7 protein-coding genes are annotated in these 21,317 nt (G+C 38.1%); 6 read left to right on the forward strand and 1 reads right to left on the reverse strand.

Features of this window, described 5'->3' with window-relative positions; all coding sequences use genetic code 11:
• The first annotated feature begins 120 nt into the window (after window positions 1–120).
• The 6 genes from M666_RS18945 to M666_RS18970 all read left to right on the forward strand — a co-directional run bounded on the left by M666_RS18945 (window position 121) and on the right by M666_RS18970 (window position 20,150).
• Window positions 121–14,406, forward strand: coding sequence for an Ig-like domain-containing protein (locus tag M666_RS18945; RefSeq protein ID WP_039326074.1), 14,286 nt, complete (start codon window positions 121–123; stop codon window positions 14,404–14,406).
• 23 nt (window positions 14,407–14,429) lie between these two features.
• Window positions 14,430–15,362 carry a PorP/SprF family type IX secretion system membrane protein gene (locus tag M666_RS18950; protein ID WP_029448278.1) on the forward strand — a complete coding sequence of 311 codons (933 nt, stop codon included), beginning with the start codon at window positions 14,430–14,432 and terminating at the stop codon, window positions 15,360–15,362.
• A gap of 12 nt (window positions 15,363–15,374) precedes the next feature.
• Complete coding sequence (locus M666_RS18955; RefSeq protein ID WP_029445599.1) at window positions 15,375–17,318, forward strand: OmpA family protein; 1,944 nt, start codon at window positions 15,375–15,377, stop codon at window positions 17,316–17,318.
• 142 nt (window positions 17,319–17,460) lie between these two features.
• A complete protein-coding gene (locus M666_RS18960) occupies window positions 17,461–18,495 on the forward strand; it encodes a COX15/CtaA family protein (RefSeq protein ID WP_029445598.1) in 1,035 nt (344 codons plus the stop codon).
• Window positions 18,496–18,522: 27 nt separating this feature from the next.
• Window positions 18,523–19,017: an IS1096 element passenger TnpR family protein gene (locus tag M666_RS18965; RefSeq protein ID WP_024479671.1), complete on the forward strand. Its 495-nt coding sequence runs from the start codon at window positions 18,523–18,525 to the stop codon at window positions 19,015–19,017.
• A 74-nt stretch (window positions 19,018–19,091) separates the two neighbouring features.
• Window positions 19,092–20,150: a nucleoid-associated protein gene (locus tag M666_RS18970; protein ID WP_029445597.1), complete on the forward strand. Its 1,059-nt coding sequence runs from the start codon at window positions 19,092–19,094 to the stop codon at window positions 20,148–20,150.
• On the opposite strand, the gene M666_RS18975 is transcribed toward M666_RS18970, so the two are convergent.
• On the reverse strand, window positions 20,151–21,233 hold the full coding sequence (locus M666_RS18975) for a hypothetical protein (RefSeq protein WP_029445596.1): 1,083 nt from the start codon (window positions 21,231–21,233) through the stop codon (window positions 20,151–20,153).
• Window positions 21,234–21,317: the final 84 nt, after the last annotated feature.

Here is a 21,317-nt window from a genome sequence, read left to right on the forward strand (position 1 = left end):
TTCTATTGATTTTACCTTAAACAGAAAGTTGCATTCAAACTGAATTCATTTTCTTGTTAATAAAATCTTAAAATCAACTACTGTCTTTTAAGAGAATGACCACAAACCACAATTCCTACTATGAAAAATAGTCTCGCCGCTTTTAGATCTTATTATTTAAGTCTCACCTTTCTAATTCTCACAATAGCTAGTTCCTATGCACAACTAAGCGACTTGCATTACATGCCACCGCTAGCTGAGACAAATGCTAATTACATTGTAGATCAATATGTATACCTTTCTACTCCAGAAACCATACCTTTTGATATAAATATTTATATTGGAACTTCTGTAACCCCAGTAGCAACAGTTTCTGTATCGAACACTATTCCTTACACGTATATTCTACCTTCTAGAGAGAATGGAATAACATTATTACCTAATGCTGAAGTTGGTCTTGTTAGTAGTACAGCAGGTTTACGCTTAGAGGCCCCAGGTGGACAAAAATTTTATGCAAATTATAGAGGAAACAGCAATTCTCAAGGCGTTTCTTTAACCTCTAAAGGGCGGGCAGCTTTAGGTACGCATTTTAAATGGGGTGGTATTCCTTTTTTGCATGATCGAAGCATTTTTAATGCAGCCTTAGGGATTATGGCTACGGAAGATAATACAACAGTAACCATTTCAGACTATGATCCTGACTGTGTTTTTAGATTAGGAAATAATGGCACAGGCTTAACCGATGACACAATTACGATTACCTTAAATAAAGGAGAATCTTATGTATTGGAGGTTGAAGGAAATAATGGCGACGCCAACAGGTACGGATGGTTAGGCGCAGATATTCTTTCCGATAAAGATATAGCAATAAGTAATGGTCATATTTTACTTGGTGTTCTTCCTAACGTTAATATACAAGATGGAGGAACAGATCAACCCGTACCTATAGATATTATTGGTCGTGAATATGTTTTCATTAGAGGTGGTGGCACAGATGCCTTAGAATTTCCAATTATAATTGGAACCGCTAGTGGTACAGATATTTTTATTAACGGGTCAACCACTCCTATTGCTACAATAAATGACGGAGAATATTTTTTAGTTCCTGGATCAAATTATTCAGGCAGTACCGCTGGTAATAATATGACAGTTACTGCATCAAAAAATGTGTATGCCTATCAATGTTTGGCCGGTAGTAATTCAGGAGCGACCATAGGAATGAATTTTATTGCTCCTGTTAATTGTCTACTTCCCGACAATGTAAATAACATAAGCACAATTGAAGATTTAGCAGGAAAAACAATATCAGGGGCATTAACTATTCTAGCTTCCAACAGTACTCCTGATGCCAATATAGTAGTGACCTCTAATGGTGTTCCTGTGGCCCTCCCCGCTCCTATACCTGCCACAGGCTTACCTTGGAAAAGTTTTTATATTCCTAATTTAACAGGTAATATCTATGTCCAATCTTCAGGAGCCATAGCTGTTGGAGTTGTTGGCTTTAGCGGCGCACTAGGAACTGGAGGATATTTTTCTGGTTTTGATACCGTACCTGTAGTAGATTATTCTATATCAGGTTCAGGCTGTTTAGGAAGCACTATTACACTTACAGAAACCTTTGACACTTACCAATGGTTCAATGATGGTGTTGCGATACCTGGAGCCACAAGCGGTAGCTACACCCCTACTGAAATTGGCGAGCATTACGTAAATGTTTCTAAAAGTGGTTGTGATTACAACTCTAATGTTATTCAGTTTTTTTATTGCAACCCAGATATTTATATAAACAAGACTTCAGATAAAACAACAATTTCAGAAGGAGAAACAGTAACCTTTACGATAACTGTAGAAAGTTTGGGGTTAGATAACACCACTAACTTAGTCATTACAGATAACTTACCGGCAGGATTAACACTTACTAGTGCTACGCCTAGCAAGGGTACTTGGTCTGCTCCAAACTGGAATGTAGGAGATATGGTAAAAGGAGAAAAGCAATCATTGATTATCGTAGCTACGGCAGATGATATTAATGAAGCGGTAGCCACTACAAGCATAACAAATACCATTTCTAACACACAAGATCAAACAGATTCTAATTCATCTCCAGATGACGTAATAGAAGTAATTACCATAGAGAACTTAGATGATGACAATGATGGCGTACCCGATACTTCTGATATTTGCGAAGGATTTGATGATGCTCTTGATACTGATTTAGATGGCATTCCTAATGGTTGTGATAGTGATGATGATAATGATGGAATTTTGGATGTAGATGAATTTAATAAAGATTGTGGTTTAGTTCCCACAAATGATATTCATTTTACAGATTCATCCTATAATCTAATTACTTTAGATAGTAACGATGGTGATTTGGTAGCCTATATAAAAGATTTTGATAACGATATCACAGCGGTTGCTACTACTACCATTGGTTCAGGAACTTTTCCTGCTGGAAATCCAAATTACACAGATGGTAGCGTGCAAGTAGATATGCAAACACGTAACTCAAATTCTGCAGTGACCGGTACTACAACAGAAATTGTATTTTCTGAACTTATATTATCTACAGAGTTTAATGTCCGAAGTTTAGCAAGAAATGCTTCTGGTAGTTATGATGAAAGTCAAAATATCAAATTTTATAATAATAGTGTTCAAATAGAATTCCCAGCAGACATTTATGCCACTAGCGGTACCATTGGCACTGGAGCTTCTTATGATCCAGTTTCTGGAGAAGCAGTAGCAGCTATAATTGGAGGTACGGCTCAAGAAGCAAACTTCAGATTTAATATAGATAAAGGAATTAATAGAATTGTTATAACACAAGCTGCAACAGCTAATGCCGATAATATTGGTTGGAGGGTGAATACTTTATGTTCGTTGTATACAGATACGGATAATGATGGGATTTATGACCATTTAGATTCAGATAGTGATAATGACGGTTGTCCTGATGCTTTAGAGGGTGATGCAAGTTATAATTATAGTGATTTAAATGGTAGTCTTAGACTAACAGCTGCAATAGATGCTGCTGGTGTTCCTGGAGGAACTTCTCAAGGTGCAGGAACTGCTACAGATAATTTACAGCAAGCAGATGAATGCTCCGAATGTGATTCCAATCACCCTTTATTTCAAGATATAGATGGTGATACAATAGGAGATGCCTGTGACGATGATGACGATAATGATGGGATAGCAGATGCTTTAGAATGTACCGCTGCAAACGGTGTAATCTTAACCGGAGATGATTCATTGTTACTAACAGGAGAGTATGACAATGGCGATGGCGTTAATCAACAGTTTACAATTACGTCTACAGAATATAATATTTTAGACAAAACAGGCCCAGCGGATAACGGTTTGCAAGTACGATGGAATCAAGGTACAGACCCTACGGTTGAAATGATTCTTAGCGTGGAACAACCTATAAATGCAATACAACAAGCAATTCGCGTTTCTTCGTATGAGATGAACAGCGACGTTGGTGCCATACAAAATGCAGATAAAACAATAACAATTACTTGGCCAGGGGGCGGTACAGCTGTACTTTCTGATCCCTTGGGGGAAACCGACTTAGGGAATGGAGCGGTGATAACTTCAGGAACTCCTTTTCAAGTTGCTCCTGATGCTGCCGGACTTTCAAGAACTGTAACAGATTCACGATGGTCTTTATTAATAGATACAAGTACTGGAATAACCTTTCCTATGGATATCGGTTATTATGCGGACGGAAGTATAAATAGCAGCGCTAACCATGTAAACGAAGGTTTTGCCTTTAGATCAGTTTTAGCCTGTGATGTTGATAATGATGGTGTTCCTAATATACTTGACCTTGATAGTGATAATGACGGAATTTATGATGTAGTAGAATCAGGAGGTACAGATGCAGATACTAATGGTATTGCAGATGGTAGCATTAGTACTACAGGTATTCCTAGCAGTGCAGGAGCAGGAACCGTACCAACAGAAACAACAACAGGAACTCCTGATTATTTAAATCTAGATAGTGATGCCGATGGTTGTTCAGACGCTAATGAAGCCTATACGGATAGTACTGCAGATAATGGTGATGGAGCAGAATATAACGATGCAGATTCAGCGATAGTAACGGATGGCTCTGGAACCATATTAGCGAACGGATTGGTAGCATCTGCTACGTACACTACTGGAGCTGTAAGCGCGGTCACCACCGAAGATTTAGATTTGGATGGCGATGGTTTAGTGGGTATCTGTGATCTTGATGCTGACGGTGATGGTGACCCAGACACAACAGATACAGATCCTTTAGACCCTTGCGTATATAGTACAAGTCAAGTTGCCGCAAATGCAGAAGCAAGTTGGAATGCCTTGGATTGTGATGGTGATGGCGAAACAAATGGTTTTGAAGTAACCAATAATACAAACCCTTCCGATCCTTGTGAAGTTACTGTGCCTACGGTACGCACTTCAACAGATGAAAATTATGCAGTTTGGGCAGCTGAAGATTGTGATGGTGATAACCTTGATAATGGTACAGAAGCTACCAATGGTACTGACCCATTTAATACAGATACCGATGGAGATGGAGTTCAAGACGATATAGATACGGATGCCTTAAATCCTTGTGATCCAGTGCAAGCTCCAGGATATATTGGGTATGATGCTACCAATACTATTTGGGCAGCAGCAGATTGTGATGGCGACGGAGTGACCAATGGAACAGAAGTGACCAATGGAACGGACCCATATAGCACCGATACAGATGGTGATGGTGTACCAGACAATACAGATACAAACGCATTAGACCCTTGTGATCCAGTACAAGCCCCAGGTTATACAGGCTATGATGCCACTAATGCTATTTGGGCAGCGGCAGATTGTGATGGTGATAATGTTACCAATGGAACAGAAGTGACCAATAATACAGATCCTTATAGCAACGATACCGATGGCGATGGGGTGCCAGACAATACAGATACAGATGCCTTAGACCCTTGTGACCCAGTGCAAGCTCCAGGATATATAGGATATGATGCTACAAACCCTATTTGGGCAGCGGCAGATTGTGATGGTGACGGAATTACCAATGGTACAGAAGTAACCAATGGTACGGACCCTTATAATACAGATACGGATGGCGATGGTGTACCAGATAATACAGATACAGACGCATTAAATCCTTGTGATCCAATACAAGTAGCGGGTTACGTTGGTTATGACGCAACCAATGCTATTTGGGCAGCAGCAGATTGTGATGGTGATAATGTTACCAATGGGATAGAAAATACCAACGGTACGGACCCCTACAATGCGGATACGGATGGTGACGGTGTTCAAGATGATATAGATACAGATGCCTTAGATCCTTGTGATCCAGTGCAGGCTCCAGGCTACACAGGGTATGATGCTACCAATGCTATTTGGGCAGCAGCAGATTGTGATGGTGATGGTATTACTAATGGTACCGAAGTTACCAATAACACAGATCCTTATAGCAACGATACCGATGGCGATGGTGTGCCAGACAATACAGATACAGACGCATTAAACCCATGTGATCCAATACAAACTCCAGGGTATACAGGTTATGATGCTACCAACGCTATTTGGGCAGCAGCAGATTGTGATGGTGATGGTATTACTAATGGTACCGAAAATACCAACGGTACGGATCCATATAACACCGATACCGATGGTGATGGTGTGCCAGACAATACAGATACAGATGCCTTAGATCCTTGTGATCCAATACAAACTACAGGCTATACAGGCTATGATGCGACCAATGCTATTTGGGCAGCAGCAGATTGTGATAGTGACGGAGTTACCAATGGAACAGAGGTTACCAATAATACAGATCCTTATAGCAATGATACCGATGGTGATGGTGTGCCAGACAATACAGATACAGACGCATTAAACCCATGTGATCCAGGGCAAACTCCAGGATACACAGGTTATGATGCTGCGAACCCTATTTGGGCAGCGGCAGATTGTGATGGTGATGGTATAATAAATAGTACTGAAGTTACTAATGGCACAGATCCCTACAATTCAGATACGGATGGTGATGGTATTGATGACGGTCAGGAAGCGTCAGATAATACAAATCCTTTAAATGATTGTGAATCTATTGGAGGAACTCCTTTGCCAACAAGTGATTGTGATGGCGATGGTGTGCAAAATTCTTTGGACGCCTGTGAAGGATTTGATGATGCCATAAATGCAGATGGTGATGCCCTTCCAGATGCCTGTGATGAAGATGATGATAATGATGGTATACCAGATATCGTAGAAGGTAATACCGATTTTGACGGCGATGGCGTACCAAACAGTTTAGACCTTGATAGTGATAATGACGGTATTCCAGATCTTGTAGAAACAGGAAATGGTGCATTAGACACAAATGGCAACGGTTATATAGACAGTTCTGAAAGCGGCGTTGGCACCAATGGAATTCCAGATACGGCTGAAGATGGTGGCACTGATGGTGCGGGAGTATCAACAACTCCTATAAATTCTGATGGCACCACTGGTCCTGATTATTTAGATTTAGATTCTGATAATGATGGAATACAAGATTTAGTAGAAGCGCAATCAGACGCTAGTTTAGTACAACTATCGGGCGATGATTCTGATAATGATGGGGTCGATGATGCTTTTGATGTAGATAATGGAGGTAGTTTTAGTAGCATCCCAGAAAATACAGATGCAGATGCTTTACCAGATTATTTAGATTTAGATAGTGATAATGATGGGATTATAGATAATATAGAATGGCAATCCACATCAGGACATCTCTTTCCATCTGCAGATTCAGATGGGAACGGTCTAGCCGATAATTATGAGGTTGCTCCTGCAGGTTCAGGAGAATCTATAAATGCTCCAACAAATACGGATGGTACAGATAGTCCTGATTTTAGGGATACGGATTCTGACAATGACGGATTAGATGACACCACAGAGGTGTATGATTATAATGATGATTTAACAGCAGATGTTACACCTTCGGGAATAGATGCTGATAACGATGGTTTAGATGATGCCTTTGATTTAAGTATTGTAGCTCCTAACGGACTAGAAGATCCAAACGGCGCAACAAATAATAACCAAGATGTTACTACGTTCTTGAACACCCAAGATCCTTTTACGAGTGAAGTAGATTTTAGGGATAATATTGTTCACTTAGATCCTATTGATACCGATGGTGATGGCGTTGACAACAGTATTGATATTGATAACGATAATGATGGAATCTTAGATTATGTAGAATCTTTAGGATTTCAACCTACCGATGTCAAAGGTGATGATTGTGGTATACCTGCTGGATCATTTATAGGCGGTACTTATATACCTGCTACCGGTTCTGGTGCAGGTACTCTAAATGCTGAGTATAGATTTTCTACAGTAGTTACTTCATCTTTAGGGGTATTAGATGCGATAGTTCAAATAACAGCTATTGATAATGCCACTTTAACATCAATAGATGCTTTCCCTGCTGGTAGTAGTAATGATGCTTGGCAGCCTACTTTTGATGTAGGAGGTGTAGCGGGAGAAACAGGAAGTATTTCCTTTAACGTACGTTTGGTAGCTTCTGGAACAGATTTTCAAGTCAACCTTATTAGATTTGGGGGCGTAATTTATGATATAGACGGTGCTAACACTAGAGAAAGTGTAACATTAACCCGTCCAGGTTTATATGCCGTGGATAGTAATTCATTACTTACTGTATCTGAAAATTTAGCAACAGGTACTGCCACTTTTGAAGGTCCTGCGCAAACTTGGGCCGGTGTAGATTTTGGTCCTAAAATAGCGGCATACTTTAATTACTATGAAACAACAAATCTTGATCTTACTTTTACGGGTGAGTTGCAAACAGGTTTTGGTACTAATGATTATTTAGGATCTATTTTATTCCAAACATGTGATATTAATGGATTGTTTACACCTACCAATACTACTTCTGCTACTAATTCTGGTGGTACTCCAACAGGAGTTGCCTCAGGACCTGGAACGGCACCGGTATACAAAATATACCAAGGTATTGATAGTGATAATGATGGTATTGAAGATCATTTAGATATTGATTCTGATAATGATGGTATTCCAGATAATGTAGAAGCACAACTTACCACATCGTATACGCCTAGAGGAACAGATGATACGGATGGAGACGGATTGGGAGATGCTTATGAAGGAACTGGCAATGAAGGTCTAATGGTTATTGATACAGATCTAGATGGTATTCCTGATTATTTAGATTTAGATTCTGATAATGATACACTAACAGATAGAAGAGAAGCTGGTTTTGTTGCAGCGACAAATAATCTTGATTCTGATGGTGATGGTTTACTAAATGGTTATGATGATGTTGATACTCCAGGAACCCTTTTTGATACGAATGATGATCAAGATAATGGCGCTATAGATTTACCAAATATTGCTAAAACGACCACTCCGGAAGTAGATTATCGTGAAGTTGGGATTGATGATAATGACTTAGACGGCATAGCCGATTCAATTGATCTTGATGATGATAATGATGGAATTTTAGATACCTTGGAAACATCGGGTACTGACCCAAGTGCGGATGATGATGCTGATGGAATTTTAAATTACCAAGATCTAGATTTAGGTCCTGATACTAATGGCGATTCTATTGTAGATAGTTTTGACACGGACGGCGATGGCGTTCCTAATCACTTTGATTTAGATGCTGATAATGATGGAATTTATGATGTGGTGGAATCTGGAAGCGGAAAAGCTTTTACAACCGGCGTTCTAGACGGTACCGTGGGTACAGATGGTATCGTAAATACGGTACAGGCCAGTGGACAACAGAATAGTGGTACTGTAAATTATATCGTATTTGATTCTGAAACTACCCCTGATGGTATTGCCGATTTCCTTGAATTAGATGCTGATGGTGATGGCTGTAATGATGTTATCGAAGCAGGATACACAGATGACAATGCTGATGGATATTTAGGTGATGCCCCTACCCTAGTAGATGCAAACGGAATAGTTACAGGAACAACTGTGACCGCCGGATACACGACTCCTAATAATGCAGATAGTGCTAGCAATACAGCCTTTGATTTTCAACAACCTGGTGTTATTCCAACAATTGCAACTGCCGCAGAGCAACCGCAAGATGTGTTAACAAATGGCAGTTCTCCAGAGGTATTCTCTGTTACTGCGAATGGAACAGAATTAATATACCAATGGCAAGTTGATGACCAATCTGGTAGTGGATTTATAGATATAGATGATGCCAATGCAACTGATATTTATACAGGAAGTACCACTGCAACATTAACCCTAACAGGTATAACAATTACAGAAAACGGGTATGAGTATAGAGTAATAATTACAGAAACTTCTTTTGTATGTTCTCCGTTGACTTCTGCTGCTGCGGTGCTCACGGTAGATGTAACGCCACCTGTTGATCCTACAGTACAAGATCAAATTACAAATGATACAACACCAATAATTACTGGAACTGCAGAAGCAGATTCTACTTTAGAAATAGTAGTTGCAGGAGCAACATATACCATAATTACCGATAGCTCGGGCAACTGGAGTATCGATACAGAAACAGCTACACCAGATAGTGGAACATTTACGCCAAATGTAAATGGAGCTAATGAAGTAGTGGTAACAAGTACGGATGCTGCAGGAAATAGTTCTGTAGATGCTACTACTTTAGAGTTGACGATAGATACCACAGATCCAGAGATTCCAACAGTAGAAAGTCAAACTACAAATGACACTACTCCTGTACTTGAAGGTACGGCAGAAGCTAATTCTACAGTTACGGTAACTGTTGGTGGAGCAACATTCACTACCACAGCGGATGCTTCAGGAGATTGGACTATTGATACGGAAACAGAAGCTCCTACCTCAGGAACTTTTGCGCCGAATGTAAATGGTACAAATGAAGTGACTGTTACAAGTACAGATGAAGCGGGTAACAGTGCTACTGATATTACGAACTTAGAATTAACCATTGATACTACAGCTCCAACAGCTCCTACCGTAGAAATTGTAGAAGACACCAACAACGATGGTCTAATTAGTGAAGATGAGTTAATCGGTGATATTAATGCCATAGTTACACTTCCTGCTGATGCTGCGATAGGTGATACCGTAATCATTACGGATGGGAATGGAAACTCACAAAATGTGGTACTTACCGCGACAGATATTACGAATGGCACCATTGCTATTGTGATTGCCAATCCTGGAGATGGCGGTACTATTGTGCTAACCGCCAATATAACGGATGTTGCAGGGAATGTAGGTCCTAACAGTGCAACAGATACCGCTGTACTTGACCTTACAGATCCAACCGCTCCTACAATAAGCATTACGGAAGACAGCAACGATGATGAATTAATTAGTGAAGATGAACTTGTAGGCGATATTGACGCTCGGGTAACATTGCCTGCTGATGCCCTTGCTGGTGATAAAGTAATTGTTACCGATGGGAATGGAAATTCTCAAGAGGTAGTACTTACGGCAACAGATATTACAACAGGATTTATAGATGTGATTATTGCGAACCCTGGAGATACAGGTACCATTGTAGTTACGGCCACTCTTACCGATGTTGCAGGAAATGTGGGTCCAGATAGCGCTACAGATACTGCTGTGCTCGATATTACGGACCCAACAGCGCCTACAATAGAAATTGTAGAAGACACCAATAATGATGGTTTAATTAGTGAAGATGAGTTAACTGGTGCGATTGACGCTGTGGTAACTCTTCCTGCGGATGCCGTTGCTGGTGATAAAGTAACTATTACCGATGGAAATGGAAATTCTCAAGAGGTAGTACTTACAGCAACAGATATTACCAATGGCACGATTGCTATTGTAATTGCTAACCCTGGAGATAACGGAACTATTGTTGTTACCGCTAAAATTACGGATATCGCCGGCAATGAAAGTGTAGACAGCGCTACAGATACAGCAGTACTTGACCTTACGGACCCAAGTGCACCGACAATAGAAATTACAGAAGATACAAACGATGATGAATTAATCAATGAAGATGAACTCATAGGAGACATAGACGCTCGTGTAACACTTCCAGCGGATGCCGTTGCAGGAGATACCGTAACTGTAACCGATGGGAATGGAAATTCTCAAGATGTTATTTTAACTGCTACTGATATTACCAATGGATTTATCGATGTCATTATCGCTAATCCTGGAGATAAAGGCACTATTGTAGTTACCGCAAACCTTACGGATGTTGCAGGGAATGTAGGTCCTACTAGTGTAACGGATACGGCAGTTCTTGATACTACAGATCCTGGTGCTCCAACAGTTATTATTTCAGAAGACGTTAATGATGACGGATTTATAAATGAAGATGAATTATCAGCAGATATTAATGCTGTAATATCACTACCTAGTAATGCCGTTGGCGGTGATACCGTTACCATTACTGATGGAAATGGAAATAGCCAAAATATAATTTTGACAGCAACAGAAGCCTCTAATGGTTTTATTATAGTCAACATTATTAATCCTGGCGATGGAGGAACTATAATCGTAACGGCAAACCTTACGGATGCGGCTGGGAATGTAGGTCCTGATAGTACGCCAGATTCTGCTACCATTGATCTTACAGATCCAACTGCTCCAACGATAGTTATTTCGGAAGACAGCAACGATGATGAATTAATCAATGAAGATGAACTTGTAGGCGACATAGATGCACGTGTGACTTTGCCTGCCGATGCTCTTGAAGGGGATACCGTAACTATCACTGATGGAAATGGAAACTCACAAGATGTGGTACTTACGGCAACGGATATTACCAATGGATTTATTGATGTAGTTATCATTAATCCTGGTGACACAGGTAGCATCGTAGTAACTGCAAACCTTACCGATGTTGCCGGAAATGTAGGCCCTAATAGTGCTACAGATACCGCAACACTTGATACTACAGATCCTACTGCACCAACAGTAGTTATCACAGAAGATATCAATAACGATGGATTAATAAATGAAGATGAACTTGTAGGCGATATTGATGCTGTAGTAACACTGCCAGCAGATGCGGTTGCAGGTGACACCGTTACCATTACCGATGGAAATGGAGACTCACAAGATGTAGTACTTACGACCACGGATATTGCCAATGGTGCTATTGCTGTTGTAATTCCTAACCCTGGAGACAATGGAACAATTATAGTGACGGCCAACATAACAGATGTTGCTGGTAATGTGGGGGGCAATAGTGTTACAGATACTGCAACACTTGATACCACTGATCCTACAGCACCAACAGTAGTCATCACAGAAGACACCAATAACGATGAATTAATAAACCAAGATGAACTTGTCGGTGATATTGATGCACGTGTGACGTTGCCTGCCGATGCTCTTGAAGGAGATACTGTAACCATCACTGATGGAAATGGAAACTCACAAGATGTAATGCTTACCGCAACAGACATCACGAGTGGATTTATTGATATAATTATCAGTAATCCTGGAGACACCGGTACCCTAGTGGTAACCGCAAACCTTACCGATGTTGCCGGGAATGTGGGTCCTAATAGTGTAACCGACACTGCAATATTGGATATTACAGATCCGACAGCTCCAAGCGTCGTTATAACAGAAGATATCAATAACGACGGATTAATTTCTGAAGATGAGCTTGTAGGCGATATTAATGCCGTAATAACACTACCTGCTGATGCGGTCGCGGGAGACACGGTAACCATTACCGATGGAAATGGAAACTCGCAAGATGTGGTGCTTACCGCAACAGATATTACCAATGGTACTATTGCTGTCGTGATCCCTAATCCTGGTGATAATGGAACAATTACAGTTACGGCAACTATTACAGATGTTGCCGGTAATGTAGGTCCAGATAGTATTTCAGATATTGCAACATTTGATACAACAGACCCTACGGCACCAACTGTAGTTATTACGGAAGATACCAATAACGACGGATTGATTTCTGAAGACGAATTAGTGGGTGATATTGATGCACGTATCACACTTCCGGCAGATGCCGTTACAGGAGATACCGTTACCATCTCTGATGGAAATGGAAACACACAAGATGTAGTACTTTCTGCTACAGATATTGCTACTGGATTTATTGATGTAATTATTTCTAATCCAGGCGATGCAGGTACCATTGATGTTACTGCTAACATAACAGATGTTGCAGGAAACGTTGGTCCTAATAGCATTACGGATACAGCTACACTTGACCTTTCAGATCCAACAGTAGATAGCTTTAATACCATAGACATTACCCCTATCCTAACAGGTCAAGGAAATGCTAATGAAACCTTGCTTATAGAATTGGATACAGATGGTGATAATATTCCTGATGTTACCTTTACGGTAATTACAGACGCTAGTGGTAACTGGAGTTTAGACACGGAAACAGCCGTACCAGATTCTGGTAGCTTCCCTACCTTACTAGATGAAGATGTCATCTCTATTACAGTTACCGATCCTTCAGGAAATACAGGTATAGGTAGTGTAACTATTTCTGTAGATACAGATGGTGATGGAATTAATGATAACGAAGAAACCTCTTTAGGTACAGACCCTAGCAATCCTGATACCGATGGAGATGGTATTTCTGATGGTCAAGAAGTGAATACAGATGCTACAAACCCATTAGATGATTGTAGTTCTGTAAACGGAAGTCCTTTAGGGGATAGCGATTGTGATAACGACGGATTAACAACAGATCAAGAGGTCGCGGCAGGAACAGATCCTGACAATCCTGATTCTGACAACGATGGGTTATCAGACGGTGAAGAAATTGCTTTAGGAACAGATCCTAATAATGCTGATTCCGATGGGGATGGCATCATAGACGGCCAAGAGGTTGTAGACAATACCAATCCTTTAGACGATTGTGATCATAACGGTGGTAAAGCATTACCTGAATCTGATTGTGATGCAGACGGATTGACGACTGCACAAGAAGATGCTATTGGTTCTGACCCTAATAATGCAGATACCGATGGGGATACCATCCCAGATGGTCAAGAAATAACAGACGGTACTGATCCTTTAGATCCTTGTGATGCTATTGGCGGTGTCCCTACCCTAGCTGCTGGTTGTGATGAAGAAGTGGTAAGCTCAGGAATAGCCGTTGCTAATGAAATTTTAACTCCTGATAATGATGGTGTAAATGATTTCTTTAGGATTGAAAACATTGAGTCTTTCCCGAACAACACGGTACAGATTTATAACCGTTGGGGAGTGGTAGTCTATGAAATGGCTGGGTATGATAATCAATCTAACGTATTTAGAGGCGCTTCTAATGGTAGAGTAACCATTAGCACAGATTCTGAATTACCTGTAGGTGTTTACTTCTATATAATCAAATACGTAAATGAAGGGAATCACCTAAACAAAGCCGGATATTTATACATCAACCGATAAGCATTAACCATTAAGAATAAAACATGAAAAAATATTTGATCATAGCACTCTTTGTCTTTGCAGGGACCACAACTCTCTCTGCGCAGCAAGATGCGCAATACACGCAGTACATGTACAATACCATCTCGGTGAATCCTGCCTATGCAGGTTCCCGAGGGGTGCTGAGTATTGCTGCCTTACACCGCTCACAATGGGTAGGACTAGATGGAGCGCCAACCACACAAACCCTAAACCTGCATACCCCAGTATCCAGAAGAGTGGGTTTAGGACTTTCTATTGTAAATGATGAAATAGGAAATGGTACCAATCAAGATACGTATTTTGATGCCGCATTTTCCTATACCATCCCTACTTCTGAAGAAGGTAAACTTTCGTTTGGATTAAAAGCAGGCGGACATTTCTTAAACATCGATTTCTCTAAACTTAGAAATTATGGCGCCGAAAGTAACTTGCCTAACGTGGATAATAAATTCTCTCCCAATTTTGGAGCAGGCGTTTACTACCATACCGATAAGTTTTACTCCGGACTATCTGTTCCTAATTTTTTACAGACAGAACATTTTGATAGTGCAGGAACCAATAGTTCCTCTTTCTTAGCAGAAGAACGGTTAAATATTTACTTCATAACAGGCTATGTTTTTGATTTAAATCCCAACCTAAAATTCAAACCTGCAGGGCTTGTAAAAGCAGTAAAAGGAGCGCCTTTACAAATAGATGTTTCGGCTAACTTCCTTATTAATGATAAATTTTCTGTAGGAGCAGCGTACCGATGGGATGCCGCAGTGAGTTTATTGGCAGGGTTCCAAATCTCAGAACAATTAATGCTAGGATTAGCGTACGATAAAGAAACAACAGACCTAGGAGCTACCCGTTTTAATGATGGGTCTTTTGAAGTCTTTCTTCGCTATGAATTCTTAACACGATACAAAAAAGTAATAACACCAAGATTCTTTTAAAACACAATAAACATGAAATTTAAATTAACACACATTGTTCTTTGTACGGCGTTTGTAAGCTTTGGTTTGCAAGCACAGGAAAAACAAGCGGTAAAAGCACAATCTAAATTTAATAGTTTTGATTATGCAGATGCTATTAGTTCTTATGAGGATTTAATTAAAGAAGGATACTCTTCTGAGGATGTTTACAAAAATCTTGGCGATGCTAATTATATGAATGCCCAATACAAAGAGGCATCAACTTGGTATCAGAAATTGTTTGAACTTGAAAATACGACTATTGATCCTGAGTATCTATACCGGTATGCACAAACCTTAAAATCTCTAAAGGAGTATGATGCATCAGATGCATGGATGGAAAAATTTGAGCAAGCAAAAGCAACTGATGGCCGTGCTGAAAAATTTAATAACGAAAAAGACTATCTAACAGCTATCAAAGAAAATTCTGGTCGCTACTCCATTAAAAATTTACCGATCAATTCTAAAGAATCTGATTTCTCTCCTGCTTTTTATGAAAATGAATTAATCTTTTCTTCTGCAAGAGATTCAGGAACCGTAACCAAAACTATTCATCTTTGGAACAGAAAATCATTCTTAAACTTATACAAAACAGCGGTTACAGAGGATGATAATTTTACAACACCCACAAAACTTTCTAAAACAGTTAATAAAAAAGCACATGAGTCTTCTCCTGTTTTCACAAAAGACGGACAAACCATGTACTTCACCCGAAACAATTTTAAAAATGGAAGTTTTTCTAGAGATGAAGAGGGAGTTAGTCGTTTAAAATTGTACAAAGCAACATTGAAAGACGGAGCTTGGACAGATATTACTGCATTACCTTTTAACGGAGAAGACTATTCTACGGCACACCCTGCATTAAATACGGATGAAACTAAATTGTATTTTGCTTCGGACAGGCCTGGAACTTTGGGCGCTTCTGATATATTTTATGTAACTATTAACAATGATGGTTCTTATGGTACTCCCGTAAACTTGGGTCCTAGTGTAAATACAGAGTCTAGAGAAACGTTTCCAAATATTTCTGATACCGATATTTTATATTTCGCATCAGACGGACATCCTGGATTAGGAGGTTTAGATGTTTTCGGAATTGATTTAGCCGAATTAGAACGTACGAAAGCAAAAAACTTAGGGCAACCTTTAAATAGTGAGCAAGATGATTTTTCATATATAATCAATGACACAACTAAGAAAGGCTATTTTGCTTCTAACCGTGAAAATGGTATAGGTAGTGACGATATTTACGGTTTTTCAGAATCGAAAGCATTAGACTTTAACTGTTATTCAAATTTAAAGGGTATCGTAAAAGATGAAAAAACAAAAGAAATAATAGCCGATGCTGTATTAAATATCACCAATGCAAATGGTGAGGTTATAGGCAAAGGTATTTCTGATTCTGAAGGAAACTTTGATCTAGATAGTTCTTGTGAAAAAGGAGCATATACCATCATCACCTTAAAAGAAAATTATGCAGAGGCAACTACTGCGGTTGAAATAGGAACAAACTTAGAAATCAATGATATTGAAATTCTTCTTATTTCTAATTTTGCTCCTGCAGATTTAGGAGCAGATCTTGCTAAAAAATTAAATTTAGAGAAAATCTATTTTGATTTTGATCAATCTTATATTAGAAAAGATGCACAAATAATAATGGAAAAGGTCATAGCTTATTTAAACCAATACCCAGGTACTAAAATAAGAATTGGTTCTCATACAGATGCTAGAGCTAATGATGCCTATAACAGTGGGCTTTCTGAACGAAGAGCCAAAGCTACCTATGATTATTTAGTGAAGAAAGGTATTGATACTTCCCGATTAACATTCAAAGGGTTTGGCGAAACACAATTAAACAACGAGTGTGAAAACAACGTTAATTGCAGTGCTGAAAAACACCAACAAAATAGAAGATCAGAGTTTATTGTCGTAGAATAATAGACTCTTACCCTACTTTAAAAAAGCGGAATTTCTCATCTAGAGTTTTTCCGCTTTTTATATTTTAAAACCCTGTGAAACAGCAGCAAACTTTCTTCTTAAATTGAACAAAGAGTAGTAATTTTGTAAAATAAAAAAGTGAATGCAAAAGTACTTTAGAAAAATAGCCCAAATTACCCTCGTATTGGTGTATTTGGTCATCGTAGCAGGAGCTGTTGTGCGGATGACAGGAAGTGGAATGGGGTGTCCTGATTGGCCTAAATGTTTTGGATACTACATACCTCCTACTGATGAATCTGTTTTAAATTGGGATAAAAACAAAACCTTTGAAAAAGGCCAAGTTATTATTCACAGTGAAGCTTTAAAAGTTGCTAAAACAGACTTTACAACCTCAGCAAAATATAATGCTTCGAATTGGGAAGAATATACAAAGCATGACTATGCTATTTTTAATGTATGGCATACATGGATTGAATATATAAATAGGCTTTTTGGAGCACTAGCAGGATTTGCTACATTAATTCTTGCTGCTTTATCTTTTGGGTATTGGAAAAAAAACAAACGCATTACCATGCTCTCCTGGTTGGTAGTTTTTGGAATGGGGTTTCAAGCATGGCTAGGGGCTACAGTCGTTTATTCCTTATTAGAACCCGTGAAAATTACAGTTCACATGGTCATGGCTTTAGTGATTGTTGCTATGTTAATTTATATTATTTATAAAACTTCTGAAACAGATAAAACCTATAAAGCCAGTCGAAATTTACTTAAATTGCTGTGGGCATCCTTAATAGTTACCCTTATCCAAGTAATTATTGGGACTCAAGTACGGCAATTTATAGACCTGCAAATAGATGTTTTTGGAGAAGATGCCAAGAGTCAATGGCTAATGAATCCTACCCTTCAGTTTTATATACACAGGTCTTTTTCCATTTTTGTTGGAGTTTTAAACCTATATATAGCTTATTTTATTTATAAGTTTGAATTAGGGTTCGAAAAAATAAGATGGGTATTACTTTTATTATTACTAGAAATAATTTCTGGTATTACCATGTATTATGTAGATTTCCCTTTTGGTAGTCAGACCTTTCACATGGTTGTAGCTGCAATTCTTTTTGGAGTACAATTCTATTTGGTTTTAGAAGCATCAAAAACTAAATCAAGCCTTAATTCTTTGTAACTTTGTACCCCTAAAAAAATCAAAATAATGATTTATAAGATTCGCATAATATTAGATACAGAGGAAGATATCTTTAGAGACATTGAAATTGAGGCAAGTACAACGCTAGAAGATTTTCATAATGCCATAACACAAGCTTTTGGGTTTTTAGGTAATGAAATGGCTTCTTTCTATACTTGTAATGAGGAATGGATTCAAGATGAGGAGATAGCGCTACATGACATCAGTGAAAATGGTTCTGATATTCGTTTAATGAACGAAACGTTTCTAGAAGATATTATCACAGAAGATACGCCAAAACTTATCTATGTATATGACTTCCTTAGTATGTGGACATTCTTTGTTGAGCTAGCAGATATTGTACCTAAAGAAGACGGAAGAACCTATCCTAATATATTATTTAGTTTTGGAGAGCTGCCAGATTCTCCACCAGAAAAAACATTTGAGGCCGATCCTACTTTTGATTTTGATGATACTTTTGATAGTTATGATGATTTAGATTTTGATGAAAATTGGAACTAAAGTCCTTCTTTTTCAATAGTAAACATGGTATAAACACTAAAAGCAACAAACACTAATTTACCTTTATATAAACTATGATTAATTTATACGCGACTCAAATAGAAAGTATCTCGCTTCATCGTGTGGGGAACAAAAATAAAAACGAAGCTATTTTCTTATCAGAAACACCGCATAGTTTAAATGATGAGACTACAGGTCTCCTAAAAGAATATTTTTTCAAACCTTTTAGAGAAAAAGAAGAAAACTACTTCAATTTTGCGAATGATGTAGATGTAGAATTTAATGAGATGTATAAAATTACTTCGGAGATCTTTGCAGATCCAGATAGTATACATGCTAATTCTAAAAAAATAGCATCTTATCTCTATGAGCAGTCTAACCACCCACATATTAAAAGTGGTGAAGTGTATGTGGCACATTTAAGTGGTGTTCTTTTAGATAACGTAAAAGTTGATGCTATAGGGATTTTTAAAAGTGAATTAAAACATGATTTTATTCAGTTTGAAGAAAAAGGTAGCAACCTAGATATCATAGTACAACAAGGAATCAATATTAATAAATTAGACAAAGGATGTTTAATCTTTAATACCGGAAAAGAAGAAGGGTACAAAGTACTTTCTGTTGATAGCAATAGATATGATTCTAAATATTGGTTAGAAGAATTTTTAGGCGTAGAACCGCTTTCTGATGATAACTTTAAAACTAAAAACTATCTAAAGTTTTGTCAGAACTTTGCCAAAGACGTGGTACTACCAGCAGAAGATAAGCAACAAGAAGTGCTTTTCATGAACAGAGCGGTAAACCATTTTGCAAAGAATGATTCTTTTGAAGAGAACACATTCTTAAATGAAGTGATGGAAAATCCAGATTTAATTCCAGAATTTAAAAACTACAAAACAGAAAAAGGACCTAAATATAGCGTTGAAGATGTTTCTACTTTTGACATCGCCAATAAAGCGGTATCTGATGCTCGTAAGAAAATAAAGAACGTCATTAATTTAGATACTAACATTCAAATAAAGCTAGACTTCATCAATCCAGAATCAGCAGAGAAATTTGTTGAAAAAGGATGGGATGAAGAAAAGCAAATGTATTATTATCTAGTATACTTCAATAAGGAGCAAAAAAGCTAATTAAAGGTTTATTCGATGTTCTATGATTTGTTTCATACTTACATCTTCATAGTTACGTTTTACAAAATCTAGGGCGAGGTTCAATACTTCGCCCATTTTTTTACAATTTTTAAAATCCATATCTAAGGTAAGTTCGTAAATTTCTGATTTCAGTAACTCTATATTATCTTTCGTGGATATATTGTCTACCAAACAAGCCTTCAATAATCTTTTTATTCTATTCCCAGAACTCTTAATTCTTTTTGCAACTATAGAACGCTCTTCCAGTTTATATTGATCTACAGACTTGGTCTGTAACTTAAGACGTACAAGCTCTACCATCTGGTAATTCTCTTTAAAAAATTGAGGCCTGTATACTTTTAATTTTCCTTCAAAACACTGCTGATCAAAATCTATAGCCCTGATTCGGTACACCACATGATCAAAATCATGCACCGGTACAATCACATAATTATAAGAGCGCATGTCTCCTAAAAGACGTATCATACAACGCTCATTGAACTTCACAAATTCTTTAGCTAATTGGGTTTTTTCTGATTCCGTACATTTTGGTAACATATCTTTTATAAAAACATCTCCAGGAATGCCCGCAATATGTTCTTCTATCAAGGTGTTTTTGTAGACCAAAAAGTTAAGATTATAAGGCGATAACATATGCTCTAATTCTAAACCGTAGATACGCGAAGCATCGGTTTTCTTAACGTAGAAATAGGTGAAATTATCATTCAAAATATTTCTAACTTTTATTCTAAAAGGCTTAGAATTTCCAAACGTACAGAAATCAACTGCATCAATATTTAAGTATTGAAAAATATTATCTCCACCATCAGATAAGAGAATAGAATATACTTTTTTTAAACTGATATCTATCTCTTGTCGTTCAAATTCTGAATAATATACACGTACCCAAAGACTGTCTTCATCATTAGAATCATACACCACAATGGAACCCGAAAAACGAAGTAAATCCTCATAAAAAATTGGAATTTCAATGTTTCGATTGTACAACTCCAAATAAGCATTTAGTTTCTTGCTCACAGGATAAGCAGGCTTCTTTTTCGACATTAATTTTTCTTCAGACATAAAAGCTGGCTAATTATATTGATTTGTTCTAAAGTTATTATTTATATCTAAAAAAACGAATAAATAGCTTCTTAAATCTTTAAT

This window comes from Cellulophaga baltica 18, assembly GCF_000468615.2.
Taxonomy (GTDB): Bacteria; Bacteroidota; Bacteroidia; order Flavobacteriales; family Flavobacteriaceae; genus Cellulophaga; species Cellulophaga baltica.

Excerpts from the sequence above, each read along its gene's own strand:
- M666_RS18945 (WP_039326074.1), top strand. The coding sequence starts at position 121 with ATGAAAAATAGTCTCGCCGCTTTTAGATCTTATTATTTAAGTCTCACC.
- M666_RS18950 (WP_029448278.1), top strand. The coding sequence starts at position 14,430 with ATGAAAAAATATTTGATCATAGCACTCTTTGTCTTTGCAGGGACCACA.
- M666_RS18955 (WP_029445599.1), top strand. The coding sequence starts at position 15,375 with ATGAAATTTAAATTAACACACATTGTTCTTTGTACGGCGTTTGTAAGC.
- M666_RS18960 (WP_029445598.1), top strand. The coding sequence starts at position 17,461 with ATGCAAAAGTACTTTAGAAAAATAGCCCAAATTACCCTCGTATTGGTG.
- M666_RS18965 (WP_024479671.1), top strand. The coding sequence starts at position 18,523 with ATGATTTATAAGATTCGCATAATATTAGATACAGAGGAAGATATCTTT.
- M666_RS18970 (WP_029445597.1), top strand. The coding sequence starts at position 19,092 with ATGATTAATTTATACGCGACTCAAATAGAAAGTATCTCGCTTCATCGT.
- M666_RS18975 (WP_029445596.1), bottom strand. The coding sequence starts at position 21,233 with ATGTCTGAAGAAAAATTAATGTCGAAAAAGAAGCCTGCTTATCCTGTG.